This is a genomic window from Actinacidiphila oryziradicis, from assembly GCF_005047355.1.
Taxonomy (GTDB): domain Bacteria; phylum Actinomycetota; class Actinomycetes; order Streptomycetales; family Streptomycetaceae; genus Actinacidiphila; species Actinacidiphila oryziradicis.
In genome coordinates this window covers 1-17,760 of record NZ_SUMC01000029.1, presented here as the reverse complement: position 1 = coordinate 17,760, position 17,760 = coordinate 1, and the positions used below count along the sequence as shown (strand labels likewise).

18 protein-coding genes and 1 pseudogene are annotated in these 17,760 nt (G+C 68.9%); 8 read left to right on the top strand and 11 right to left on the bottom strand.

Going from position 1 to position 17,760, the window contains the following annotated elements; translation table 11 throughout:
- Positions 1-141: 141 nt before the first annotated feature.
- The 4 genes from FCI23_RS26905 to FCI23_RS26890 form a co-directional block, all read right to left on the bottom strand.
- On the bottom strand, positions 142-1,719 hold the full coding sequence (locus FCI23_RS26905) for an MFS transporter (protein WP_246144041.1): 1,578 nt from the start codon (positions 1,717-1,719) through the stop codon (positions 142-144).
- Positions 1,720-1,809: 90 nt separating this feature from the next.
- Positions 1,810-2,151 carry a hypothetical protein gene (locus FCI23_RS26900; protein WP_136726522.1) on the bottom strand — a complete coding sequence of 114 codons (342 nt, stop codon included), beginning with the start codon at positions 2,149-2,151 and terminating at the stop codon, positions 1,810-1,812.
- Between the two features lie 334 nt (positions 2,152-2,485).
- Positions 2,486-2,989 (bottom strand): hypothetical protein, encoded by a 504-nt coding sequence (locus FCI23_RS26895; RefSeq protein ID WP_136726521.1) that lies wholly within the window; start codon positions 2,987-2,989, stop codon positions 2,486-2,488.
- Between the two features lie 35 nt (positions 2,990-3,024).
- Positions 3,025-3,978 (bottom strand): NucA/NucB deoxyribonuclease domain-containing protein, encoded by a 954-nt coding sequence (locus FCI23_RS26890; RefSeq protein ID WP_136726520.1) that lies wholly within the window; start codon positions 3,976-3,978, stop codon positions 3,025-3,027.
- Between the two features lie 988 nt (positions 3,979-4,966).
- On the opposite strand from FCI23_RS26890, the gene FCI23_RS60130 reads away from it, so the two are divergent.
- The 6 genes from FCI23_RS60130 (at position 4,967) to FCI23_RS26855 (ending at position 8,610) form a co-directional block, all read left to right on the top strand.
- Positions 4,967-5,101 (top strand): DUF317 domain-containing protein, encoded by a 135-nt coding sequence (locus FCI23_RS60130; protein WP_246144039.1) that lies wholly within the window; start codon positions 4,967-4,969, stop codon positions 5,099-5,101.
- A gap of 71 nt (positions 5,102-5,172) precedes the next feature.
- A complete protein-coding gene (locus FCI23_RS26880) occupies positions 5,173-5,535 on the top strand; it encodes a hypothetical protein (protein ID WP_136726519.1) in 363 nt (120 codons plus the stop codon).
- An 87-nt stretch (positions 5,536-5,622) separates the two neighbouring features.
- Complete coding sequence (locus FCI23_RS26875) at positions 5,623-5,898, top strand: hypothetical protein (protein ID WP_136726518.1); 276 nt, start codon at positions 5,623-5,625, stop codon at positions 5,896-5,898.
- A gap of 60 nt (positions 5,899-5,958) precedes the next feature.
- The gene (locus FCI23_RS26870) at positions 5,959-6,519 is read left to right on the top strand and encodes a DUF317 domain-containing protein (RefSeq protein ID WP_136726517.1); all 561 of its coding nucleotides are present in this window, start codon (positions 5,959-5,961) and stop codon (positions 6,517-6,519) included.
- A 1,104-nt stretch (positions 6,520-7,623) separates the two neighbouring features.
- The gene (locus FCI23_RS26860) at positions 7,624-8,091 is read left to right on the top strand and encodes a hypothetical protein (RefSeq protein ID WP_136726516.1); all 468 of its coding nucleotides are present in this window, start codon (positions 7,624-7,626) and stop codon (positions 8,089-8,091) included.
- A gap of 6 nt (positions 8,092-8,097) precedes the next feature.
- Positions 8,098-8,610, top strand: a complete 513-nt coding sequence (locus tag FCI23_RS26855; protein WP_136726515.1) for a hypothetical protein — start codon at positions 8,098-8,100, stop codon at positions 8,608-8,610.
- A gap of 1,008 nt (positions 8,611-9,618) precedes the next feature.
- On the opposite strand, the pseudogene FCI23_RS26850 reads toward FCI23_RS26855, so the two are convergent.
- From FCI23_RS26850 to FCI23_RS26830, 6 genes and pseudogenes are all read right to left on the bottom strand, one after another.
- Positions 9,619-9,765, bottom strand: a pseudogene (locus tag FCI23_RS26850) (DUF255 domain-containing protein); the annotation flags it as partial.
- 455 nt (positions 9,766-10,220) lie between these two features.
- The gene (locus FCI23_RS56685) at positions 10,221-10,385 is read right to left on the bottom strand and encodes a hypothetical protein (protein WP_169316953.1); all 165 of its coding nucleotides are present in this window, start codon (positions 10,383-10,385) and stop codon (positions 10,221-10,223) included.
- A gap of 31 nt (positions 10,386-10,416) precedes the next feature.
- Entirely contained in the window at positions 10,417-11,337 is a 921-nt protein-coding gene (locus tag FCI23_RS26845; protein WP_136726514.1) for an ABC transporter ATP-binding protein, read from the bottom strand.
- Positions 11,334-11,561 carry a hypothetical protein gene (locus tag FCI23_RS26840; protein ID WP_136726513.1) on the bottom strand — a complete coding sequence of 76 codons (228 nt, stop codon included), beginning with the start codon at positions 11,559-11,561 and terminating at the stop codon, positions 11,334-11,336. Before FCI23_RS26840 ends, FCI23_RS26845 begins: the two co-directional genes overlap by 4 nt.
- A gap of 6 nt (positions 11,562-11,567) precedes the next feature.
- Positions 11,568-12,146, bottom strand: coding sequence for a hypothetical protein (locus FCI23_RS26835; RefSeq protein ID WP_136726512.1), 579 nt, complete (start codon positions 12,144-12,146; stop codon positions 11,568-11,570).
- A complete protein-coding gene (locus FCI23_RS26830) occupies positions 12,143-12,841 on the bottom strand; it encodes a hypothetical protein (RefSeq protein WP_136726511.1) in 699 nt (232 codons plus the stop codon). Before FCI23_RS26830 ends, FCI23_RS26835 begins: the two co-directional genes overlap by 4 nt.
- 190 nt (positions 12,842-13,031) lie before the next feature.
- Between FCI23_RS26830 and FCI23_RS26825 the strand changes: the two genes are divergently transcribed.
- Together FCI23_RS26825 and FCI23_RS26820 are read left to right on the top strand one after the other, a co-directional pair.
- The gene (locus tag FCI23_RS26825) at positions 13,032-14,168 is read left to right on the top strand and encodes a sensor histidine kinase (protein WP_136726619.1); all 1,137 of its coding nucleotides are present in this window, start codon (positions 13,032-13,034) and stop codon (positions 14,166-14,168) included.
- Positions 14,169-14,200: 32 nt separating this feature from the next.
- Positions 14,201-14,842: a response regulator gene (locus tag FCI23_RS26820; protein ID WP_246144062.1), complete on the top strand. Its 642-nt coding sequence runs from the start codon at positions 14,201-14,203 to the stop codon at positions 14,840-14,842.
- A 660-nt stretch (positions 14,843-15,502) separates the two neighbouring features.
- Here the strand turns inward: FCI23_RS26820 and FCI23_RS26815 are convergent.
- Complete coding sequence (locus FCI23_RS26815; RefSeq protein WP_136726509.1) at positions 15,503-16,390, bottom strand: hypothetical protein; 888 nt, start codon at positions 16,388-16,390, stop codon at positions 15,503-15,505.
- Positions 16,391-17,760: the final 1,370 nt, after the last annotated feature.

The window sequence follows — 17,760 nt, the reverse complement described above, 5'->3', positions numbered from 1 at the left end:
CCGGCCGTGTGCCCAGTCTCGGCAGGCGGTCAGGGGGTACTCAAGTACGCATCGTGGTTGTCCGGTTGCACAGCGGTTGCACGCCCATCTGCAGGTTCACTCCGGCGGCCTCGGCCACCTGACCGCTGCGCAGGCCGGTCGTCATGGCCGGGCGTGGGCTGCGCCGGTGGCCCTGTCGACCAGGGCCTTGAGGACCTCGGACTGGGTGTCGGGCACGGTGATGTCCATCAGCAGCCAGCCGTTGGCGTCGCGATCGATGGCGAACGTGAAGAACGAACAGCAGCCGGTCTCCCGCGCCGCAAGGTCGCGGACGCGTTGTTCGGTCGTCTCCGGCCCGTCCAGCACCAGCTGGGTGTGGGTGGCGGAGATCGTGTTCACCCTGGTGAGGGCGTCGGTGAACAGGGCGTCGAATTCGGCGACCCGCAGCGGCTGCTCCGCGGTCGGCAGGGTGCAGGCGGTCGGTACCCAGGTCATGGCGGTGGTCCACTTCGTCGGGCGGCGGCGGGATGCCGGTACCTGCTTCGACGGTAAACCTGTACCTGGGTACCGGATGCAAGCCCCGTCACGGGGCCGTGCACCACACGCGGGTTGGTCAGTGGCGGGAACTGAGACCGAGCCCGAGCAGGGCCAGGAACATCCAGGCAGTGAGGTAGGTGAAGGCGGCCGTCGGGGAGATGACGGTCCAGAGGATGCCGGCGATGGTGCTGGCGGCGAGGTTGCCGAGGGACTGGACGGTGGCGAGCATGCCGAACGCGGAGCCACGCAGGTCCTTGGGAGCGAGAGCCGCGACGGCGGAGTGCTGGGCGGTCTCGACGGCGCCGATCCCGATGCCCGCCAGGAGGAAGGGGAGGGCCAGGAACGCGACGGCGGCGGTGTTGATCGTGAACAGGCCGTAGCCAGGGCGAAGGCGGCGACGCCGCCGGCCAGGACCTGGATGGGGCCGCGGGTGCCGAGCCGGTCGGCGAGGCGTCCGGCGAGGATCGACGCGAGGGTGGCGGCGAGGTTGTAGGCGGTGTAGAGGCCGAGGGCGATCGTGGTCGCGGTCTTCGTGCCGTGCCCGGGTGCGAGCAGGTCGGTGGCGCGCAGGATCAGCAGGGTAGCGGCGACGTTACCGATCTCGAAGGCGGCGACGGCGGCCATGAGCTTGCCGAGGTCGCCCTGCAGGACGGGACGGATGCGGATCTTGAGCGGGACCTTGTCGCGGCTGGTCGGCTTCGGGGTGTGGCGGATCGCGTAGACGATCGCGACCGCGGCCAGCAGACCGGGGATGACCGACAGGCCGATCGCCCAGGTCACGCCCAGCCAGGCCACCAGGCCCAGGGCGAGGAGCGGGCCGAAGATCGCGCCGAGGTTGTCCATCATCCGCTCGAAGCCGTAAGCCCGTCCGTAGGCCGCGGCGGGGACGATATCCGCGAGCAGTGCGTTGCGAGCGGGAACGCGGAGACCCCGGGCGGTCCAGGCGGCGGCCTGCAGGACGCCGACCTGCCAGACCGCGGTCGCTCCGGCCGTGGCCGCGCCGAGCACGGCGGTGGTCGCGTAACCGCCGACGGCGACCTTGCGACGGCGGGCCGGGTCGTCGGCCAGGACGCCGCCACCGAACCGGGCGGCACCGACCAGCGCGTCGGAGACGCCCTCGATCGCGCCGAGGGCGGCGCCAGGGGCGCCGAGGGTGGAGGTCAGCAGCGAGGGCAGCAGGGCCGTCGGGATCTCGTGGCCCACGTCGGCGAGGAAACTCGCCGTGCCGATGCTCCGGACACCGGGGGTGAGCCATCGCTCCTGCTCAGGGGCCAGCGGCTTTGAGCCGGTGGCTCAGGTGTGCGGGTGCGAGCGGTCGACCGACGAGCCCGCCCGGGAACAGCCACTTCGGCTCGTGAACGGGCCTGGCCACCGCGTGGCCGTGGCGGCGTTGCACGAGTTGGCGGACGAGGTCGTCCAGGGGCGGCGGCAGCTCTGCGGGGACTCGGCCGAGGCGGAGTGTGACCTTGCTGCCGTCGTCGCTGACGTGGTCGGTGGTGAGCTGGATGATGCGGCTGGGGGCTGGGCGAACAGCAGCAGGATCAGTCCTGCCGCGCGGTCGACGACGTCGAGGTCGGTGCCGTGGACGAGGTGGCGCACCATGGTCCACCGCTGGTCCTGGGCGATGACGTTCACCGGGGTGTTTCCCCTGTGGCTGGGTGTGTTCAGCGGTCGGGAGAGGCCGCGCCGGCCGCTCCAGAGAAGGGGTCAGCCCCTACCCGCGCGACGTGCCTGCTGCCTGACGAAAACGAGGCTCGGTCGTGGCGGATCATCACTGGCGCGGAGGGGCTCCGGCGCCACCCAGGCGGCGGCAACGTCATGCCGGTGAAGCCAACGTCCCTTGGTGTGTTCCGCCGGATCCGGCGGAACACACCAAGGGAAATGAAAGGAGCTCGGCCGGTTTCCGTCGGCCCGGGGCGTCAGATCCCGCCACCGAACACACGTCATGCCGAGTTTCTCACCGGCCCGGTCACGATGCCCGCTGGTCCGCCCCGTACTGGTCCGTGGCCTTCAAGACATCCACTGCCGACGGCTTGTCGGGCCATACCTGGAGCAGGTACCACTCGGTTATCTCGTCCGGGGCGAGGTCGACGGCTGTGTCCCGCCCCCGTGCGTGGACCCGTATCCGGTAGTCGCCGGGGCCGTTGAACGACAACGCGGGGAACTCCTCCTCCAGGTCGGCCATCATGGCGTGCAGCACGAGCTCCCCCGACGCGGAGTTCAAGGAGATCTCCACGGCCTCGTCCCACGCGTCGAGCTGCGGCGCGGGGGCGGCGTCGTGCAGGGTGATGTCCACCTCGACGTCTCCGGTGTGGATGCCGGTGAGGACGTGAACCACGCCATCCTCGACCTCCACCAGTCCGTTGCCGGCGGCGGGAAGATCGGGGCCGGCGGGGCCCTCCAGGTCGCTGATGTGGAACTGGTGGTAGTGGACGGGGACGGGCCCGTGGGCCGTGGTTTCCTGGTCAGTCATGGTAGGTGTCCAGTATGAGGAGGGCGGTCGGCGGATCAGGACTTGATCCACACGAGGAACTTATCCTTCTCCAGGATCCGGTTGTAGATGTAGAAGTTGGCCAGGGCGACCCCGCCGTTCTTGTTCTGCGTGGCGTTGATCATGCGTCTGCTGTACGTGCCGTTGCCGGTCGAGGCTCCCTGCCAGGTGGAGGCGAACGGGTACTCGTCGCAGCTCTTTCCCGCCGGTCGGTGCAGGCTGGACGGGCATGCCTTGTTGCGGTTCTTCTTGATCTTCGCGGCGTCGGTGAGGCGCGTCAGGTATTTGGTGGTGCCGTGCTTCCCCGGCAGCTTCTTGGTGTTCTGCGCGTACTCGATGTGTTTGGCCAGCTCCGGGTACGCGCCGGACTTGGAGTAGACCATCTGGGGAATGTACTGCGGCATGACGCAGCCCGGCTTGGTGTTCCCCGGGAGCGCGCGGTCGCAGCGCACGTCGAGTGTTCCGAGTGTCATGTCGGTGGACGGGCCGTCCCACTGCGGGTTGGTGAAGTTCCAGGTGGCTTGTCCGGTGCCGGTGCCGCGCTGGCCCTTCGGTCTGGTCGCGATGGTGCTCGTCATGATCCAGTTGCCGACGGCGTCATGGGTCATGGTGAAGGACTGGGCCGGGAAACTGGCGTCCGTCACCTTGCACTTCCCGTTGCAGGCTCCCGTGCCGGACGCCTGGGTTCCGGCGACCGCGCCCCAGCTGCTGACCATGCCCAGCTGGATCTGGTATCCCCAGTCCAGCAGGCTCGTGTCGGTGTAGGTGTAGGCGTAGACGAGGTAGTTGATGCCGCCCACCGCCTCGCCGGTCTGCGGATTGGTTACCGTGAGGCTGGCCGGGGTGATCATGCACGCTTGGGTGCGGATCATCCACCACTTCGAGTCGGCTCCATGGTCGTCGCACCAGGAGGGGAGCGGCAACGCGGCCTGAGGCCGGATGGCCAGCGCACTGGCTGCCTGCCACGTCATGCACGCCACGGGTCGCGTCGACCCTGCCTCGCGCGCTTTGTCCACCCTTGCTTGGCAGTCGGCCTCCTGGGCGGCGACGCCGTGCGCCACGTTCAGAGACTGCGGTGCTTGACCTTGAATCTCCGAGGCGGTGGCTTTCGACCCTTGAGCCGTAAGACGGGGATTGCCGGCGGCTGTGGCGAGCGCCGCCGTGGGAAGAAGCGTTGCTGCGGTGATGAGCGCGATCACGCGTGCACGTCTTATGAGGTGACGTGGGGACCTGCTGGATATCACGTGTGTACCCCCGGTGTCCTCTGCTGCTGAGCCCCTTGCCCCGTAGCAGATAGAACATCAGTTCTACACCGGGTTGTCGGCTGTGCAAAGTGAATATCCCTGGGACAGCAGGGAGTTGGCCTTAACAGTGGTCCGACCGCACGCAACCCCCCGCGTCAGGCCCGCAGGAAGCGCACCCCGCGCGATCCGATCTGCGCCAGCTGCGCGACCTTGACGATCGAGGGTCCGGGTCGGCCAAGCCGCAAGAATTCCGCCAGCCGTGTCCCTCGCGCCACGCAGGCCACACCGGCAACGCCTTCAGCCGGTCTCCGGCCAACGGGTCCCGCCCGGGCCCGCCCAAGTTCGCCCACGGCAGACGCGACCGGGCGGCAACGGACTGGAGACCTTGCCTAGAACCATGTCAACGTACGGGCGTCGGGAAAACCCGCAGGTCAACGAAGGGACGCTCGCCCGTGACGATCACCTCGACCGCTCCGCTCCCCACCCCCTCCACCGCCGTGCTCCGCACTTTTGGCGAACCCGAATCCGTGCCCGCCAAGGAGCGCGACTGGCTGGTCGGCGGCGGAGTCGGGAACCCGGTCACCGACTTCCTGCGCGGCCAGGGCTGGCCGGTCGTCTCCGACGACTTCGCCAACGTGCACTGCTCCAGCCCCGACCGCCGCGTCTACGTCGGCTTTCTGCCCGAGACCCCGGACAACGGCAAGCCCCGGATCTTGTGGCGCGTCTCCGTCAGCGCGCCCCCGGCGGTGGGATCGGCTGGACCCAGACCTTCGGCGATGACACCCCCTCCGAAGCCATCGCCGGTTTCCTCGCCGCCCTCATCGCCACCCCCCACCGGTACGACGACTAACACCCGCCCCCGCTCCAACCACCACGCCCGCACCCGTAACCGCCCGGCTCGCCCACTGCGTGAAAGACACCATGACGCGCCCCCTCCACCAGTTCCTCCCCGCCGGTATCACGGCCCTCGGCATGGCGAGCGCCACCCTCGCCTCCTCCACCGGCGAACCTGCCATCGTGCGCGTTCTCGCCGTCGCCCTCGCCATGTGCGGCGTCCTGCTCGCCAGCGCCGACCTCTACGAGGCGTCCCTGCAACGCGACGCCGCCGTCGTCGCCCACCTCGCCAAGAATCCTGGCGCCCGCACGCGGCACATCGGCAATGCCCTCGGCATCCGTGATGCCGTCGCCGCCAGAAACCTCGCGCGCCGGACCAAGGCGGGACTGATCGTCCGGGCAACCGAGAACGAGGCCCTTGCCCTCCAGTCCTTCCGGCTCTCCGCCTGACCCACCCCGCTCTTCGCCCGGTCGGCCCGGACTCCCCCGGGCCGACCGCTTCCCCACCCATGCCCGTACCAAGAACGGAGCACTGCCATGCCGCGCCCTCGCGCCGCCCTGGTCACCCTTCACCAGGACGGCACCGAATGCCCGGAGTCCCACAAGCACACGAGGTCCGGCAAGCCACTCCACCCCGAGTGCCCCGGTCGCTACCGCTTCGAGTCGACGTGTGACTGCGGTGCTTGGGAGCTGTCCGGGCGAACCAAGGGCTACATCGATGCCGAGCGCAAACGGCACCTCGCCTCTCACCGAGAAGCCCAGACCGACTCCGGCCCAGCAGTCCTGCGCGAGCTGCTGCGCTTCGCGGACTGACTGCCCCTGGCGCCCGCGCCTTCCCTTTTCTCCGCTTCCGCTTCCCGTAGGAGGTCATCCATGCCCCGGTCCCTCACCGTCGGCCAGCTCGTTCACCAGCTCCAAGCACTCGACCCCGAGTTGCTGGCGCGCCTCGCCGTCAACCCCGACTGGCCATTCAGCCACTTCGCCGGCGGCGTCCACGAGGCCGGCGGCATCAGCGGCCCGGTCGCGTACATCACCGACGACGGCCAGGAGGACCACCTCCTCCCCGACGTCTGCCGCCAACTCGGATGGGGCCCGGAGAACTGGACAACCGGTCTCGCCCCGGAGGCCCCGGCCCCTGATTCGGACACCACCGGCGATCCCTGGTACCTCGACGGCCAGGACACGGGCTACATCGCCACCGAGCTGTTCCACCGCCCCGACTGGACCATCGACGACAACGATCTCCCTGCCGTCTACACCGCGCCCGGAGGCCACTTGACGGTCCGCTGCCACGACAGCGGCTGGTCTTTCGAAGCCCGCCGCACCTTGGACGGCGAGGAGATCTGGCACGCCGACTTCGACCCAACCGTGCCGCCCGCCGCCATCGCGGCCTTCACCAAGGCGCTCCTCAACACCGAGCCCGCGAAAACCTGAACCTCGTCCTTTCCGGCTCCGCCCCGCGCAAGCGCACCGCCCTGCGCGGGGCGTCTCCTTCGTTCCCTGCCGATCATCAGCTGGAGGATCCCCATCACTGCTGCCGCACCCGCTCGCTCGTCACTTGTCGACCTCCCGTCACTGACCTCCCGACCGATGCCAGCCGACGTACGAGGAGCTCTCGTCCATGACGTGTCCGCTATCCCTGCCGGGACCTTCCGGGTCCGCTGGATGGCCGCTGACCATCCTGACCGTGTACCGCCCGGCCGGATCCTGCTGAGCTGGATACCCACCGCCGACGGGCACATAGACGTCACTGCGCACCTCGGACTTCCTGGCGCGGAGGTCGTGCTGGCCATCTGGCCCGGCCTGACCGGCGACTGGAGCACCGTCGTCCACCCCCACCGTGCACGAGGTAACCGGCCTGCACTCCGCCCTCACCCTCGCCACCGTCGTCCTGGAGTTGCTCGCCGACTAAATCCCGCCCCGACCGCCCAAAGCCGTTCTTGAGTTAGCGGGAGCGGTTGACGAGATCCCGCCGATCGTCGCGATCGGATGGGATCTTTGTCATTTCTAGGGCTGACTACTCGACGGCCAGGCAGAGATCTTGGGGTGGGTCCCATCCTTCGAGAAGGTAGGAAGTCAGCGCGAGACCAAGCTGCCGGTTGAGCGGGCAGCTGCCTCCGATGCCCAGATGGCGGTCGAGTTCCCGGGCATGCGGGCGGGTCGCTGCCTCGATCAGGGTGGCGTATGCGTTGCGACTGCCCGCCTCTTGGCCGCCGGGCTATATGTCGGCATCGGTTGAACCGCAGTCCAGAACCAGATTTCACCCAACGCCGAGACTCTAGCCTTGGCGACGTTCTCCGACCTGCCTGGCCGGACGCTCGGGCTCGTCAGGACGAGGTGGTGATGTGTCGCTGCGGGTCACTCAGCCCGCGCCATGTCGCCAAGACCCAGTTGTGTGACATCCCGTACAACGCAGCAGGAATCAGTCAGGTCCAACAACTACCGCCAATCTATGGTGATTTCCCGCTGCGGGCCGGTCGCGGAGCGTGGCAGGATCATGCTGACGAGCCGCCCGCAGGCGCGGCGGAGGGGATGAACATGGCGGCAGCGCTGGACTTCGAGGTGCCATACCAAGCGGAGGCCTTTGGATCGGAGGTTGCGCGCACTGGTGTCTTGACGTTCTCGGCCAGTGAGCTGGCGCACGCCCTGTTCGCCACCGGCCGCACACCAGGCGATCAGGCGAAGTACGGTCACGCATCAGTGTGGGAATGGCTACACCGTATGTCGGTGATCCCGGCCTACATTCGCCGGGCTTCCGACAACCGTCTCGTACGTACGCAGTTGGCGCGGTCGATGGACCGGTCGGAGAAGGTGTCCCTGTCCTACACACTTGGCCAGGCGCTGACGGGAGTGTTCAGCCAGAACATCCTCTCAGTACGCTACCTAATGCACGTCGACCGGTATGCGCGTCGCCACGGTGTGCTTTTCACCGCCACGCGCCAACGGGCAGACCTGTTCGGGCGACGGGACACCGGATGGGTCGTGGCCGAAGCCAAAGGCCGTTAGCAGGCTATGTCTACGGACCTTCCGGGAAAATTGGCCGCGCAGAAGCGCTCCATCAAGGAGATCGACGGGGAGGCCCCGGAGGTGGCGTTCGGATGCGTCTCCTCCTTCCCCCGGGATCCCGCCGACAGGGCACCATCCCTGCGCCTCGACGCCTTCGACCCTGTGGAAGACGAGATCACCGCAACGGCGCTCGCCGTCAACCTCGACCGGTTCCTCCTCGCCTACTACGAGCCATACCTGGCAGCCGTCGACATGGGCGACACCGACAGCGGCAGCGGACCCGTCCTCGCGGCCCGGTTTGAGCATTTCGGTATCCGGGTCGGACTTCTCCGCTCCATCGCCGACCGTGTCCGCCAGGCACTTGACGGCCAGGTCACGGGACTGCACGGAGCCGTCAAGGAGATCCTCCAACACACCCAAGAACAGGTCCTGGCCGAATTTGACGACCGTGTAAACGTCAACGACGGCACTCTGGTCGAGACCACATGGGAAGCAGCGCTCACCCTGACCGACTATTAGCGCGATGCAACCCACGGCGCCGTGCACACCAACAGCACCGCTCACGACGGAGGCCTGGCCAGCGCTTCTGGGGGATGCCGTTCTGGAGAGCGATGTTGCCAGGGCGATCACAATCTGCTGTGGCGGTGCGGAGTCACCGACTGGGCGCAGTCAAGCGCGGCCAGGATCAGGCAGCGGGGCTCTTCGGTCGGGTCGACCTGCCGCTCGGTCTCGGTCACGGCGACTGCAGTACCAAATGCGCGGCACTGGGCAGGCCGATCACTCGGCTCACATCACTTTTAACGCGACATCGTTGAATCCGTTAGGTGACCCCAGCAGGCTGAAGGCGCCCGTGGGGATCAAGCTGAAGCCGATCCCCACGGAAGCCGCAGGTCGTCGCCATGCGTGGCCAGTGTCGAACGCTCCACATAATGCAATTCGGTGCGCTATACCGGCGGAGAGCACTTATTCCTGACGTGTCGTATTCTCAGGCAACGGGGCTAAGCCGGTGGCCCGCCCCAACCCGCCAGGAACAGGACATCCCCGGTGGGATGCCAGCGGCGGGCGGGACTCTGTGAGCTATCGGCCCGACGGGCCGCTGGTGGGCGACGATTTGAAAGGCGCCATGGAGGTGTGCCTCCGCCGCCACGCGACTGGTGGCCCTACAGCACCAAGCCGCCAGCCATGACGTCTTCCGCCACGGCCAACGCTTGGATAGGCCGGTAGGTGCTGTGTCCGCAGGGGACCGTGAGTACCTCGCGCGGGTCGGCCGGCACCGCAGTCACCTCGCACGGCTCCTCACTTATCGGACCATGGCCGAGGACCCGCACCGGGCCCTGCTGCAGCTGCGCTACATACGAACAGGCTTTGGTTGACCCGACCTTAACCCGCGAGGTCGACCCTCTGCCCATCTCCGCTGCCCCGGCCTTACGGGAAGCCATCGAGGTGTGCCCCGGGTGGATGGTCCGGGACGGGAACCCCTGCGACGCTACTTGTGTGCCGTCACGTGGCACCAATGAATTACTGGAAGCATAAGTGGCAGGACGCATAGCCCACACTCAAGAGGATGGGCACGTCCCGCCGCTTGGCTTCATTCATCGCCTCCTCTCCCCATGGCCACCAATCCACCGGATTGGAGGCGTGCTGGAGCAGGTACGGCGACGTCGCGTTCGCGAGTCAGTTCATACCGGCATCGTCGCACGCCCCGGACCCTCCGACCTACGGCATCCGCAACTCCGTGATCTCCCGTCAAGGAAGCACACTGCGACAGCTCATCGATGCACTTAGGCGTCAGCGGCGTGTCTGCCCGCTCCGCGGGTGCACCTCGCGCTCCCTGCTGTCCCGCGACTGGCAGAGACCAGAGTTGGCCAGGGTCTGCCAGAACGGGCCCGACGGGACTCCGGGCGGACTCCGGCGGGGCGGCTGCGCCAAGCCGAGTACCTCATGCAGGTCGAGGAGGATCCCGACAGCTCTCGTCGCCATGCCCTCATCGCTGGGGAGGTCATCCGAGCCGCGTACCGGGCGTTGGGCGCCTGACGTGCTCCTGGGAGTGCCTTCCCAGCGCGGAGTGCGTGATCGCCGTCCACCCGAGCGCCACGGGTGGCGCCAATCGTTGTGTACTCAGGCAGTGTTCAACGACGGTGGCGGCGGTTGCGCAGCAGGCGGACGAGGTAGATGGGAGCGCCGATGACGGCGCCGATGATGAGGGCCCAGAGCACGAAGTAGGCGGGGCCGGGGTGGAAGCCGGTGGTGGTGTCGGCGGCGGCCAGGACGGCGGTGAGTGGCTGCTGGGACATCTTCTGGTCCTTCGGTATCGGCGGGCTAGGGTCAGATGACGCGGAGGCCGGGGCCGTGCTGGGCCCGCTCCGGGGCGGTGCCGTGCATCAGAGCGATGTAGCCGTCCTCGACGGTGGCGCTGACGCGCTCCGCGTCCGGGGCGGGGGTGCCGGAACTGATGACTCGGTACGTGGTGCCGGTCATGCTGGGGGTGACGTTGACGGTGGGCAGGCCGGGCGGCGGGGCGGTGGCCGGCTGGGTGACGTGCCACACCTTGCCCTCGGCACGGGTGGCGAGGGCACCGATGGCGCCCTGGAAGGCGACGTGCCCGTGTTCGATCACCACGACGTTCGGGCAGGTCTGCACGATGTCGTCGACGATGTGGGTGGAGAGCAGCACCGTCCGGTCGCCGGCCAGCCTGGCGAGCAGGCTGCGGAACCGCAGCCGCTCCTCGGGGTCCAGTCCCACGGTGGGCTCGTCGACGATCAGCAGCCGGGGGTCGTTCAGGATGGCCTGGGCGATGCCCACGCGGCGCTTCATGCCGCCCGAGTAGCCCTTCACCTTCCGGTTGGCGACATCGCTGAGCGAGACCAGTTCGAGGACCTCCTTGACGCGGGCGCGGCGGGCGCGCCGGTCGGTGATGCCCTTGAGCAGCGCCATGTAGTCGAGGAACTGCCTGGCCGTCAAGTCCGGGTACAGGCCGAGCTCCTGGGGGAGGTAGCCGGTGGTGGCCTTGACCTCTCGGCGCTGGCTGCGCGACGTGAGCTCGGTGCCGTCCACCGCGACGCTGCCCGAGGTCGGCAGCAGCACCCCGGTCAGGACCCGCATGAAGGTGGTCTTGCCGGCTCCGTTGGGACCGAGCAGACCGACCATGCCCGTGGGCAGGCGGAGACTGATGCCGTCGAGGGCGCGGACCTGTCCGCGCCGGAAGGTGACGGTCAGATCGGTGATGGTCACGTTGGGCGCGGTCATGACGGGCTCCTCCTGGTGAGCACGAGCTGGGTAATCACGAGGGCGGCGAGCGCCATGAGCAGCGGGAAGGCGATGCTGAGGATGGTCTCGCCGTCGGTCGGATGCACTTTCCGCTGCGTGGCGATGAACATGACGCCGTGGAACCAGGCACCGGACGGGTACTCGCCGATGGCTTCGAAGGGCGTGCCGGCGGGGGTGGGGATCCCGAAGCGCGGGCCGACCATGTTGCCCTAGATCCAGTAGCCGAACACACCGAGCCGGTACAGCACGGGCCCGGTCAGGTACGGGATGGTGACCGAGCAGGCCGAGATGAAGACCAACCCGGGCAGGATGATGGCGGCGAACGCCGCGAGGCCGACCGGGATCACCCCGGCCCCGTGCTGGGCGGTCAGGTAGCCGAGCAGGCCCACCCAGGCGAGGACGACCGGTGTGATGGTCGCCGCGCCGGCGCCGATGGCCTTGCCCCACAAGCGTGGGCCGATGCCGGTGGGCGTCGAGGTCAGGAGGTCGTTCAGCTCCAGCCGGGACTCCCGCCGGACGCGGTCGGCGAGGACGGCGCCGACGCCGATCGGGCACAGCATGATGAAGTTGAACGCCCAGTCCGCGACCAGCGTGCTGTGGTCCGTGGTGCTGGTGAAACCCGGCGGGAAGGGCGATGCGCAGCGCAGCGCGATCAGCCCGATCACGACCAGCCAGACCGCCGGGCGGCGCACCTGCATCAGGTACTCGTAGCGGGCGGCCGCGACGGTCTTCGCCCACCAGGTGCGAGCTGCCGTCGGCGGGGCGGTTCGCTGAAGGACGGTGGTCATGCGGTATCGCTCCCCACAAATCGTTCGGGACGCCCCAGTAGCAGGCCGGCCGCGATCACGGCGACGACGCCGACGGCGGGCAGGGCGATTCGGTTGACGGTCCATTCGTGCGCCGGGACCTTGGCGACGACGCCCATGAACATGTACTGCGCCCGCAGCACCGTGTTGTCCCGGATGGCGGGCGTCATCAGGTACTGGGCCAGCCACAGGCCCCCGATCAGGCCGCTTGCGGCGGCCGGGCTGCGCAGGCCGATCGCGATGAGCATCGCCAGTGCGACCAGCCAGAGCATCGGCGGGGCCCACACCAGGACGTAACCGCCCGTGCCCTGTCCCACGGGCCAGGCGTTCAAGGCGCGGAACACGACGGCGTCCAACAGCGTGACCAGGGCCGCTGGGACCACCACCAGGCCGACACGCAGGAACAGCACCCGGCGGTAGACCGTGCTGGTCATGACCAGCTCGGCGCCGGAATCACGCCCCACGATCGAGGAGGCCGCGACGGCGGTGCCGAACGGGGCGAAGCCCGCCAGGACCGCGCCGGCGGCGAGGTTGAGCTGTTCCGCGCCGGCCCCGGTGGCATGCATGACGATCACCAGGATCGCGCCGCCCAGCGTTGCCGCCAGTGCCGTCACCGGCGGGGCGATGCCGATGACCCGCAGCTCCAATCGGAGGCGGGCCCAGATGGACCGGTTCACGTCCACCTGCCGGCTGGTGCGGTTCCCGCGGCGCCGCGGGGTGTGTCGAGGTCTCGTTGCATGCCACCAAGCCTGCTCGCGCCGACCGGGTCTCGTACCGGCCGAAAGTACTGATCAGGCGGATCGAAGCAGTGCTTTTGGCCGGTGCCGCGGTCGCGGCCGGTTCCGTAGCCTGAGCACCGTGAGGGTGATGGAACGGCTGGCCGCACTGGCCGCCAGGCGAATCGACGTGCTGCTCGGGCTGGCCTTCGCGGCGGTGCTGGCGGCGACGGCCTACTGGCATGCCGTCCACCCGGGTGGCCGGGGCTGGTTGCTCGACTGCGGTATCGGTGCGGTGGTGTGCGTCGTGGCGCTGCTCCGGGAGCGCGACCGGCTGGTCGCCGCGGCGGTCGGCCTGTCCGTCGCGGCTGCCGCCGTCCTCGCCGCCGCCACGGGGTACCTGACGGGCCAGCCCGGTCTCGCCGCGTCGCTGGCGCTCACCGTGCTGGCTGGCTCCGCCGTCCGGGCACTGCCGCCCCGGCGAGCGGCCGCCGTCGCCGCGGCCGGGCTCGCGGTCACCGGACTCGGCTGGCTGGTGACCATTTCGCAGGCCGCCACCCACTTCCACATGGGCGTCCAGGGCTGGTTGGCCGGCCTCGGCATGGGGCTCGTGCTGCGGCTGCTGGAGCAGCGCCGCCGGGCCGACGTCGAGGCCGTGCGACGTGACGAACGCCTGGCTTTGGCATGGGAGTTGCACGACGTCGTCGCCCACCACGTGTCCGGCATCGTGATGCACACCCACGCCGCCCAGATCATGCTCCGCAAGCAGCCGGACCAGCTCGGCGACGCCCTGGCGGACATCAAACGCTCGGGCACCGACGCCATGGACGCGATGCGACGGGTGGTCGCCCTGCTCCGCGACGCGGAGGACGGCGCCGCCGTCACCGCGGGACAGGAGCAACTCGTCGACCTGGTCCGCCGCTTCGAATCGCACGGACCGGCCGTCGACCTCCGGCTGCCCACCGCAGCGCCGACCTGGCCACCCATCGTCACCACCACCGTGTACCGAGTCGTCCAGGAATCCCTGACCAACATCGCCCGCCATGCCCGCGGCACCCGCGCGGCCACCGTCACCATCTCCCAGGACAGCACTGACATCAGCGTCGAGATCGGCAACGATGCTCCGCCGCACCCCCCGATCCGCGCCTCCCCGCGCGGCGGCTACGGCCTGGTCGGCATGCGCGAACGCGTCGAGGCACTGGGCGGTACGCTCAGCGCCGGTCCGCAGCCCGGCGCCGGCTGGTCGGTACGGGCCACCCTGCCCCTGCAAGCTGGAGACCGCCCGTGAGCATCAGGGTGCTGGTCGCCGACGACCAGGCCATGATCCGCACCAGCCTGTGCCTCATCCTGGAGGACGAGCCCGACATCACCGTCGTCGCGGAAGCGCGCGACGGCGCCGAGGCCGTCGTCCTCGCCCGCCAACTGCGGCCCGACGTCTGCCTCATCGACATCCGGATGCCCCGCCTCGACGGCATCGACGTCACGCGCGCACTCGCCGGCCCGGGCGTCGCCGACCCGCTCCGGGTGGTCATCGTCACCACATTCGGACTCGACGAGTACGTCTACGGCGCCCTCCAGGCCGGAGCCCTCGGCTTCGTCCTCAAAGACGGCGACCCTACCCTCTTCACCGCCGCCGTGCGGGCCGCCAGCACCGGGGACGCGCTGATCTCCCCGTCGATCACCCGGCGCCTGCTCCGCGACCTCGCCTCCGTCAAACCCTCCCCAGCCCACCAGCCCGACCCCGCGCTCACCGACCGGGAGACCGACGTCGTCCGCGCCGTCGCCCGGGGCCGCACCAACCAGGAGATCGCGGCCGCCCTCTTCATCTCCGTCAGCACCGTGAAGGGCCACCTCGCCGCGATCCAGAACAAACTTGGAGCCCGCAACCGCAGCGAGATCACCGCCTGGGCCTGGGAATCCCGCCTCATGCCGGGCAGCGCAGATCAACGGAACAGCCGGTAGCACCAGTACCGGTGGACCCAGTTCAAAGGCGCGTCGGCAGGCCCGGTCAATCGAGCCGGCAGCCTCGGGCCGAACCGACTTCCAGTAACGGAGACTCAGGGGGCCTTGCGCGGCCAGGCCGTACGACCGGATCAGGCGGGGGACCGGGATGATTCCTGGAGCAGCCCTGAGATTGACTGGACTTGCCGAAGCGGGAAGCAGCTTCCAACTTCCTCGACGCCAACCATTAGCACCAGTAACACGCTGCGTAGCCGACCGGGTGACGCGTACCTCTGGCGCTCAGCCTTTTTGGCGACGGCCTGGAACCTCACGGCCGCCGATCGACTCGGTTCTCAACACTCTGCGGGAGATGGCGTGAGGTTGCGTCGCCGACTCCTCCTGGTCCGCATGTCGGTTCTCCCAGCAGGGCCAAGATCGTCTCCCGCTTCTCCACAGACCATACGGGCGACAGAGCCAGCTGCTCCTCCACCCAGGCATCGATCAACTGGTTCAGGTCATCACCAGATGCGCCCCTGTAGCCACTCTATGAGATCACGCGGGCCTTCCACGTAGTCGGCACCCACGAACGCCTGGGGCAATGGCGTGATGTCGTCCTCGTTGAGGATCGCGGTCCAACGGTGTTCTGACCGAAGAGGCTTCGGACGGAAGTCACCAGGACACTCAGACGTCACCGCCGCTACGGGGAGCAGTTCCACGCCCTGCCACATAGTCGCTCCAGTCCCGAACGCCGCGCTTGCTCCAGTAGACAGCCGTGTTGATGTGGAGGTCCAGCAGGTCGCTGATCACCGGGGCGGGCAGGTCCTCGGCGAGAGCAAGGAGCGCCGTGTTGCGGGTCGGTCGGACATCGATGCCGTGTGCGGCGAGCCGCTCGCCCAGCCGGTGGGCGGCGATGGGCCGGCCAGGGAGGGCTCCTGGGAACAGCCACGGCACGGATGAGGGATCACCGTGGTGAGACAGAGTTCGGGGCCGGCGTGCGGCTTGGGCCGCCAATAGGCGCTCAACGGCGGGTGGGAGCGGTGTCGGGTGGTCTCCGAAAGTGATGAATGCCTGGTCGCCGGTGCGGGTGAGGTCCTGCCGAGCGAGGCGGGCGATGCGGGTCACCTTGACGCCGAAGAGCAGCAGCAGCGCGCCGGCGGCCCGGACGTCGGAGGGCAGGGTGTCGTCCTGAACGCAGACGTGGAGGAGTTCGACGTGGTGGTCCTCGTCGATGAAGTGCTCGGCCTGCCCGTTGGGCAGCAGCGGCACGATCAGCTGCTGGCTGAGGCCGCAGCGCCAGGTCCATCGCAGGAAATCTCGAAGGCGTCGGCGGGTGGTACTGCCCTGGGTGAGCCACTGGTCGACGTCGTGCTGGCCTGCCTGGCCGAGGGTGGTGCCCCGCTCTTCAAGCCAGCGCAGGAAGTTGAGCGCCGAGCGGGCCTGGTCGCGGGCGTAAGAGACGCTGGAGTCGGTCACGCCCCGGGTACGGGACCGTTGGCGAAGGCGTCGCAGGACGAGCCAGGTGGTGTACGGCTGAAGGAGCTGCCGGTGGTGCGGTTCGATCTCGGCCAAGAGGCGGAGCATCCAGCTTTCGGCCCGCGGCTCGTTCGTCTCGCTCTGGCAGGATCCCGTTGCCGACCAGGAGTTGGCGCAGGTGGACAGCGGCGGTGCGGCCGGGGAAGGTGTCCAGTAGTTCGTGGCTGGGATCGTGGCCGCTGGCGAGTAGCTGTCTGAGCAGGGCGGCGGAGCTGTCCGGCTGCCGCAGCCAGTGGAGGACAGCGACCGGGCGCTCGGATCGTTCGAGGTCCGCGACCAGGGGCGCCAGCAGAGGTGTGGTCCCGAAGTGCCTGCGCAGTTCGGCACCGAGTTCGCAGCGCGCACAGGCCCCGTCGCGTCCAGAGGCGTCCCCTCCACCGCAGCGAGGGCAGACGTATCGGCGGTCCGCTCCCGCGCACGGTCCGCAGCACGGCTGGCCGCTCGCGTCCATGGCGATCACCGGTTGGCGGTGGCCGCAGCGGGGGCAAGCCGTCGGGTTGGCGCGGATGTACGTGTAGCACGTCGGGCACACCGGGCCGATGGGCCAGCGGGTCTTCACGTCGCGCATCCGCTGGCAGCGGGCGCATTCCGCCTGCGGGCGGGGCGTGCAGGACAGGCACAGGTAGTTGCCTGTGCGTACGCCCCGGCATGCCCTGGTCTTGCCGCACTTCGAGCAGGGGACGCAGGGGCCGTTGTAGCAGCTGGCACACAGGTCGGGTCGGTCGTCCTTGGCGCGGGCGACGATCTGCCGCTCCTGCCCGCATCCGCCGCAGGTGCGCGGCGCACGGGAGTAACAGCGCTGGCATACGGGCCCGTTGGTGGTAAGGCTCTTGACCGGGCGGAGCATCCCGCAGCCGGTGCAGACCTTCTGTGGCCGCTCGTAGCAGTCCCCGCACAGGGCTGTTCCGTCCGGTTGGCGGGAGCCGATCGGGCGCACGCGCTGGCAGCGAGCGCAGGGTTCGGCGGTGCGAACCCTGGTGCAGCTGGCGCAGATCCGCGCCCCGTCCGGGCGACGGCGGTTGAGCGGGCGGCGCTCGCCGCAGTCCGCACAGCCGGGCACCACGACGCCATCGGCGCCAGCGCGCTCCAGCTCGACGAGCAGGCGCAAGGCGGCGACCGGCAGCCGAGCGTCACCGGTGCGCATCCGCGACATGAGGTCGCTTGTGTTGAGTGAAGACGTCGAAGGAGGTTCGACTGAGGTCGAAGGCGTAGTCCGGGCCAGTATCCGTGGCCTGTCCCTACCCCGACATGCGTGGCTGAGTCCTGCTCAGTCGGGTGTGAAGCTCCGGGGAAAGCCCAAGAGTCTCCGTTCCGCCCGGGGGCCACAGGCGATGGGAAGGCTGGGTATGGGGTGAATACCAGTGAATCCTTGCTGATGCCTCGTAATTCCGAACACTTTGTGGCGG

Bases quoted from the DNA above. Each gene is read 5' to 3' on its own strand.
- FCI23_RS26875 (WP_136726518.1), top strand. From the start codon at position 5,623: ATGCCGCGCCCTCGCGCCGCCCTGGTCACCCTTCACCAGGACGGCACC.
- FCI23_RS26825 (WP_136726619.1), top strand. From the start codon at position 13,032: ATGGAACGGCTGGCCGCACTGGCCGCCAGGCGAATCGACGTGCTGCTC.
- FCI23_RS26860 (WP_136726516.1), top strand. From the start codon at position 7,624: ATGGCGGCAGCGCTGGACTTCGAGGTGCCATACCAAGCGGAGGCCTTT.
- FCI23_RS26855 (WP_136726515.1), top strand. From the start codon at position 8,098: ATGTCTACGGACCTTCCGGGAAAATTGGCCGCGCAGAAGCGCTCCATC.
- FCI23_RS26890 (WP_136726520.1), bottom strand. From the start codon at position 3,978: ATGACGTGGCAGGCAGCCAGTGCGCTGGCCATCCGGCCTCAGGCCGCG.
- FCI23_RS26840 (WP_136726513.1), bottom strand. From the start codon at position 11,561: ATGGTCGGCCCGCGCTTCGGGATCCCCACCCCCGCCGGCACGCCCTTC.
- FCI23_RS26870 (WP_136726517.1), top strand. From the start codon at position 5,959: ATGCCCCGGTCCCTCACCGTCGGCCAGCTCGTTCACCAGCTCCAAGCA.
- FCI23_RS26835 (WP_136726512.1), bottom strand. From the start codon at position 12,146: ATGACCACCGTCCTTCAGCGAACCGCCCCGCCGACGGCAGCTCGCACC.
- FCI23_RS56685 (WP_169316953.1), bottom strand. From the start codon at position 10,385: ATGTCCCAGCAGCCACTCACCGCCGTCCTGGCCGCCGCCGACACCACC.
- FCI23_RS26845 (WP_136726514.1), bottom strand. From the start codon at position 11,337: ATGACCGCGCCCAACGTGACCATCACCGATCTGACCGTCACCTTCCGG.
- FCI23_RS26895 (WP_136726521.1), bottom strand. From the start codon at position 2,989: ATGACTGACCAGGAAACCACGGCCCACGGGCCCGTCCCCGTCCACTAC.
- FCI23_RS26820 (WP_246144062.1), top strand. From the start codon at position 14,201: ATGATCCGCACCAGCCTGTGCCTCATCCTGGAGGACGAGCCCGACATC.
- FCI23_RS26880 (WP_136726519.1), top strand. From the start codon at position 5,173: ATGACGCGCCCCCTCCACCAGTTCCTCCCCGCCGGTATCACGGCCCTC.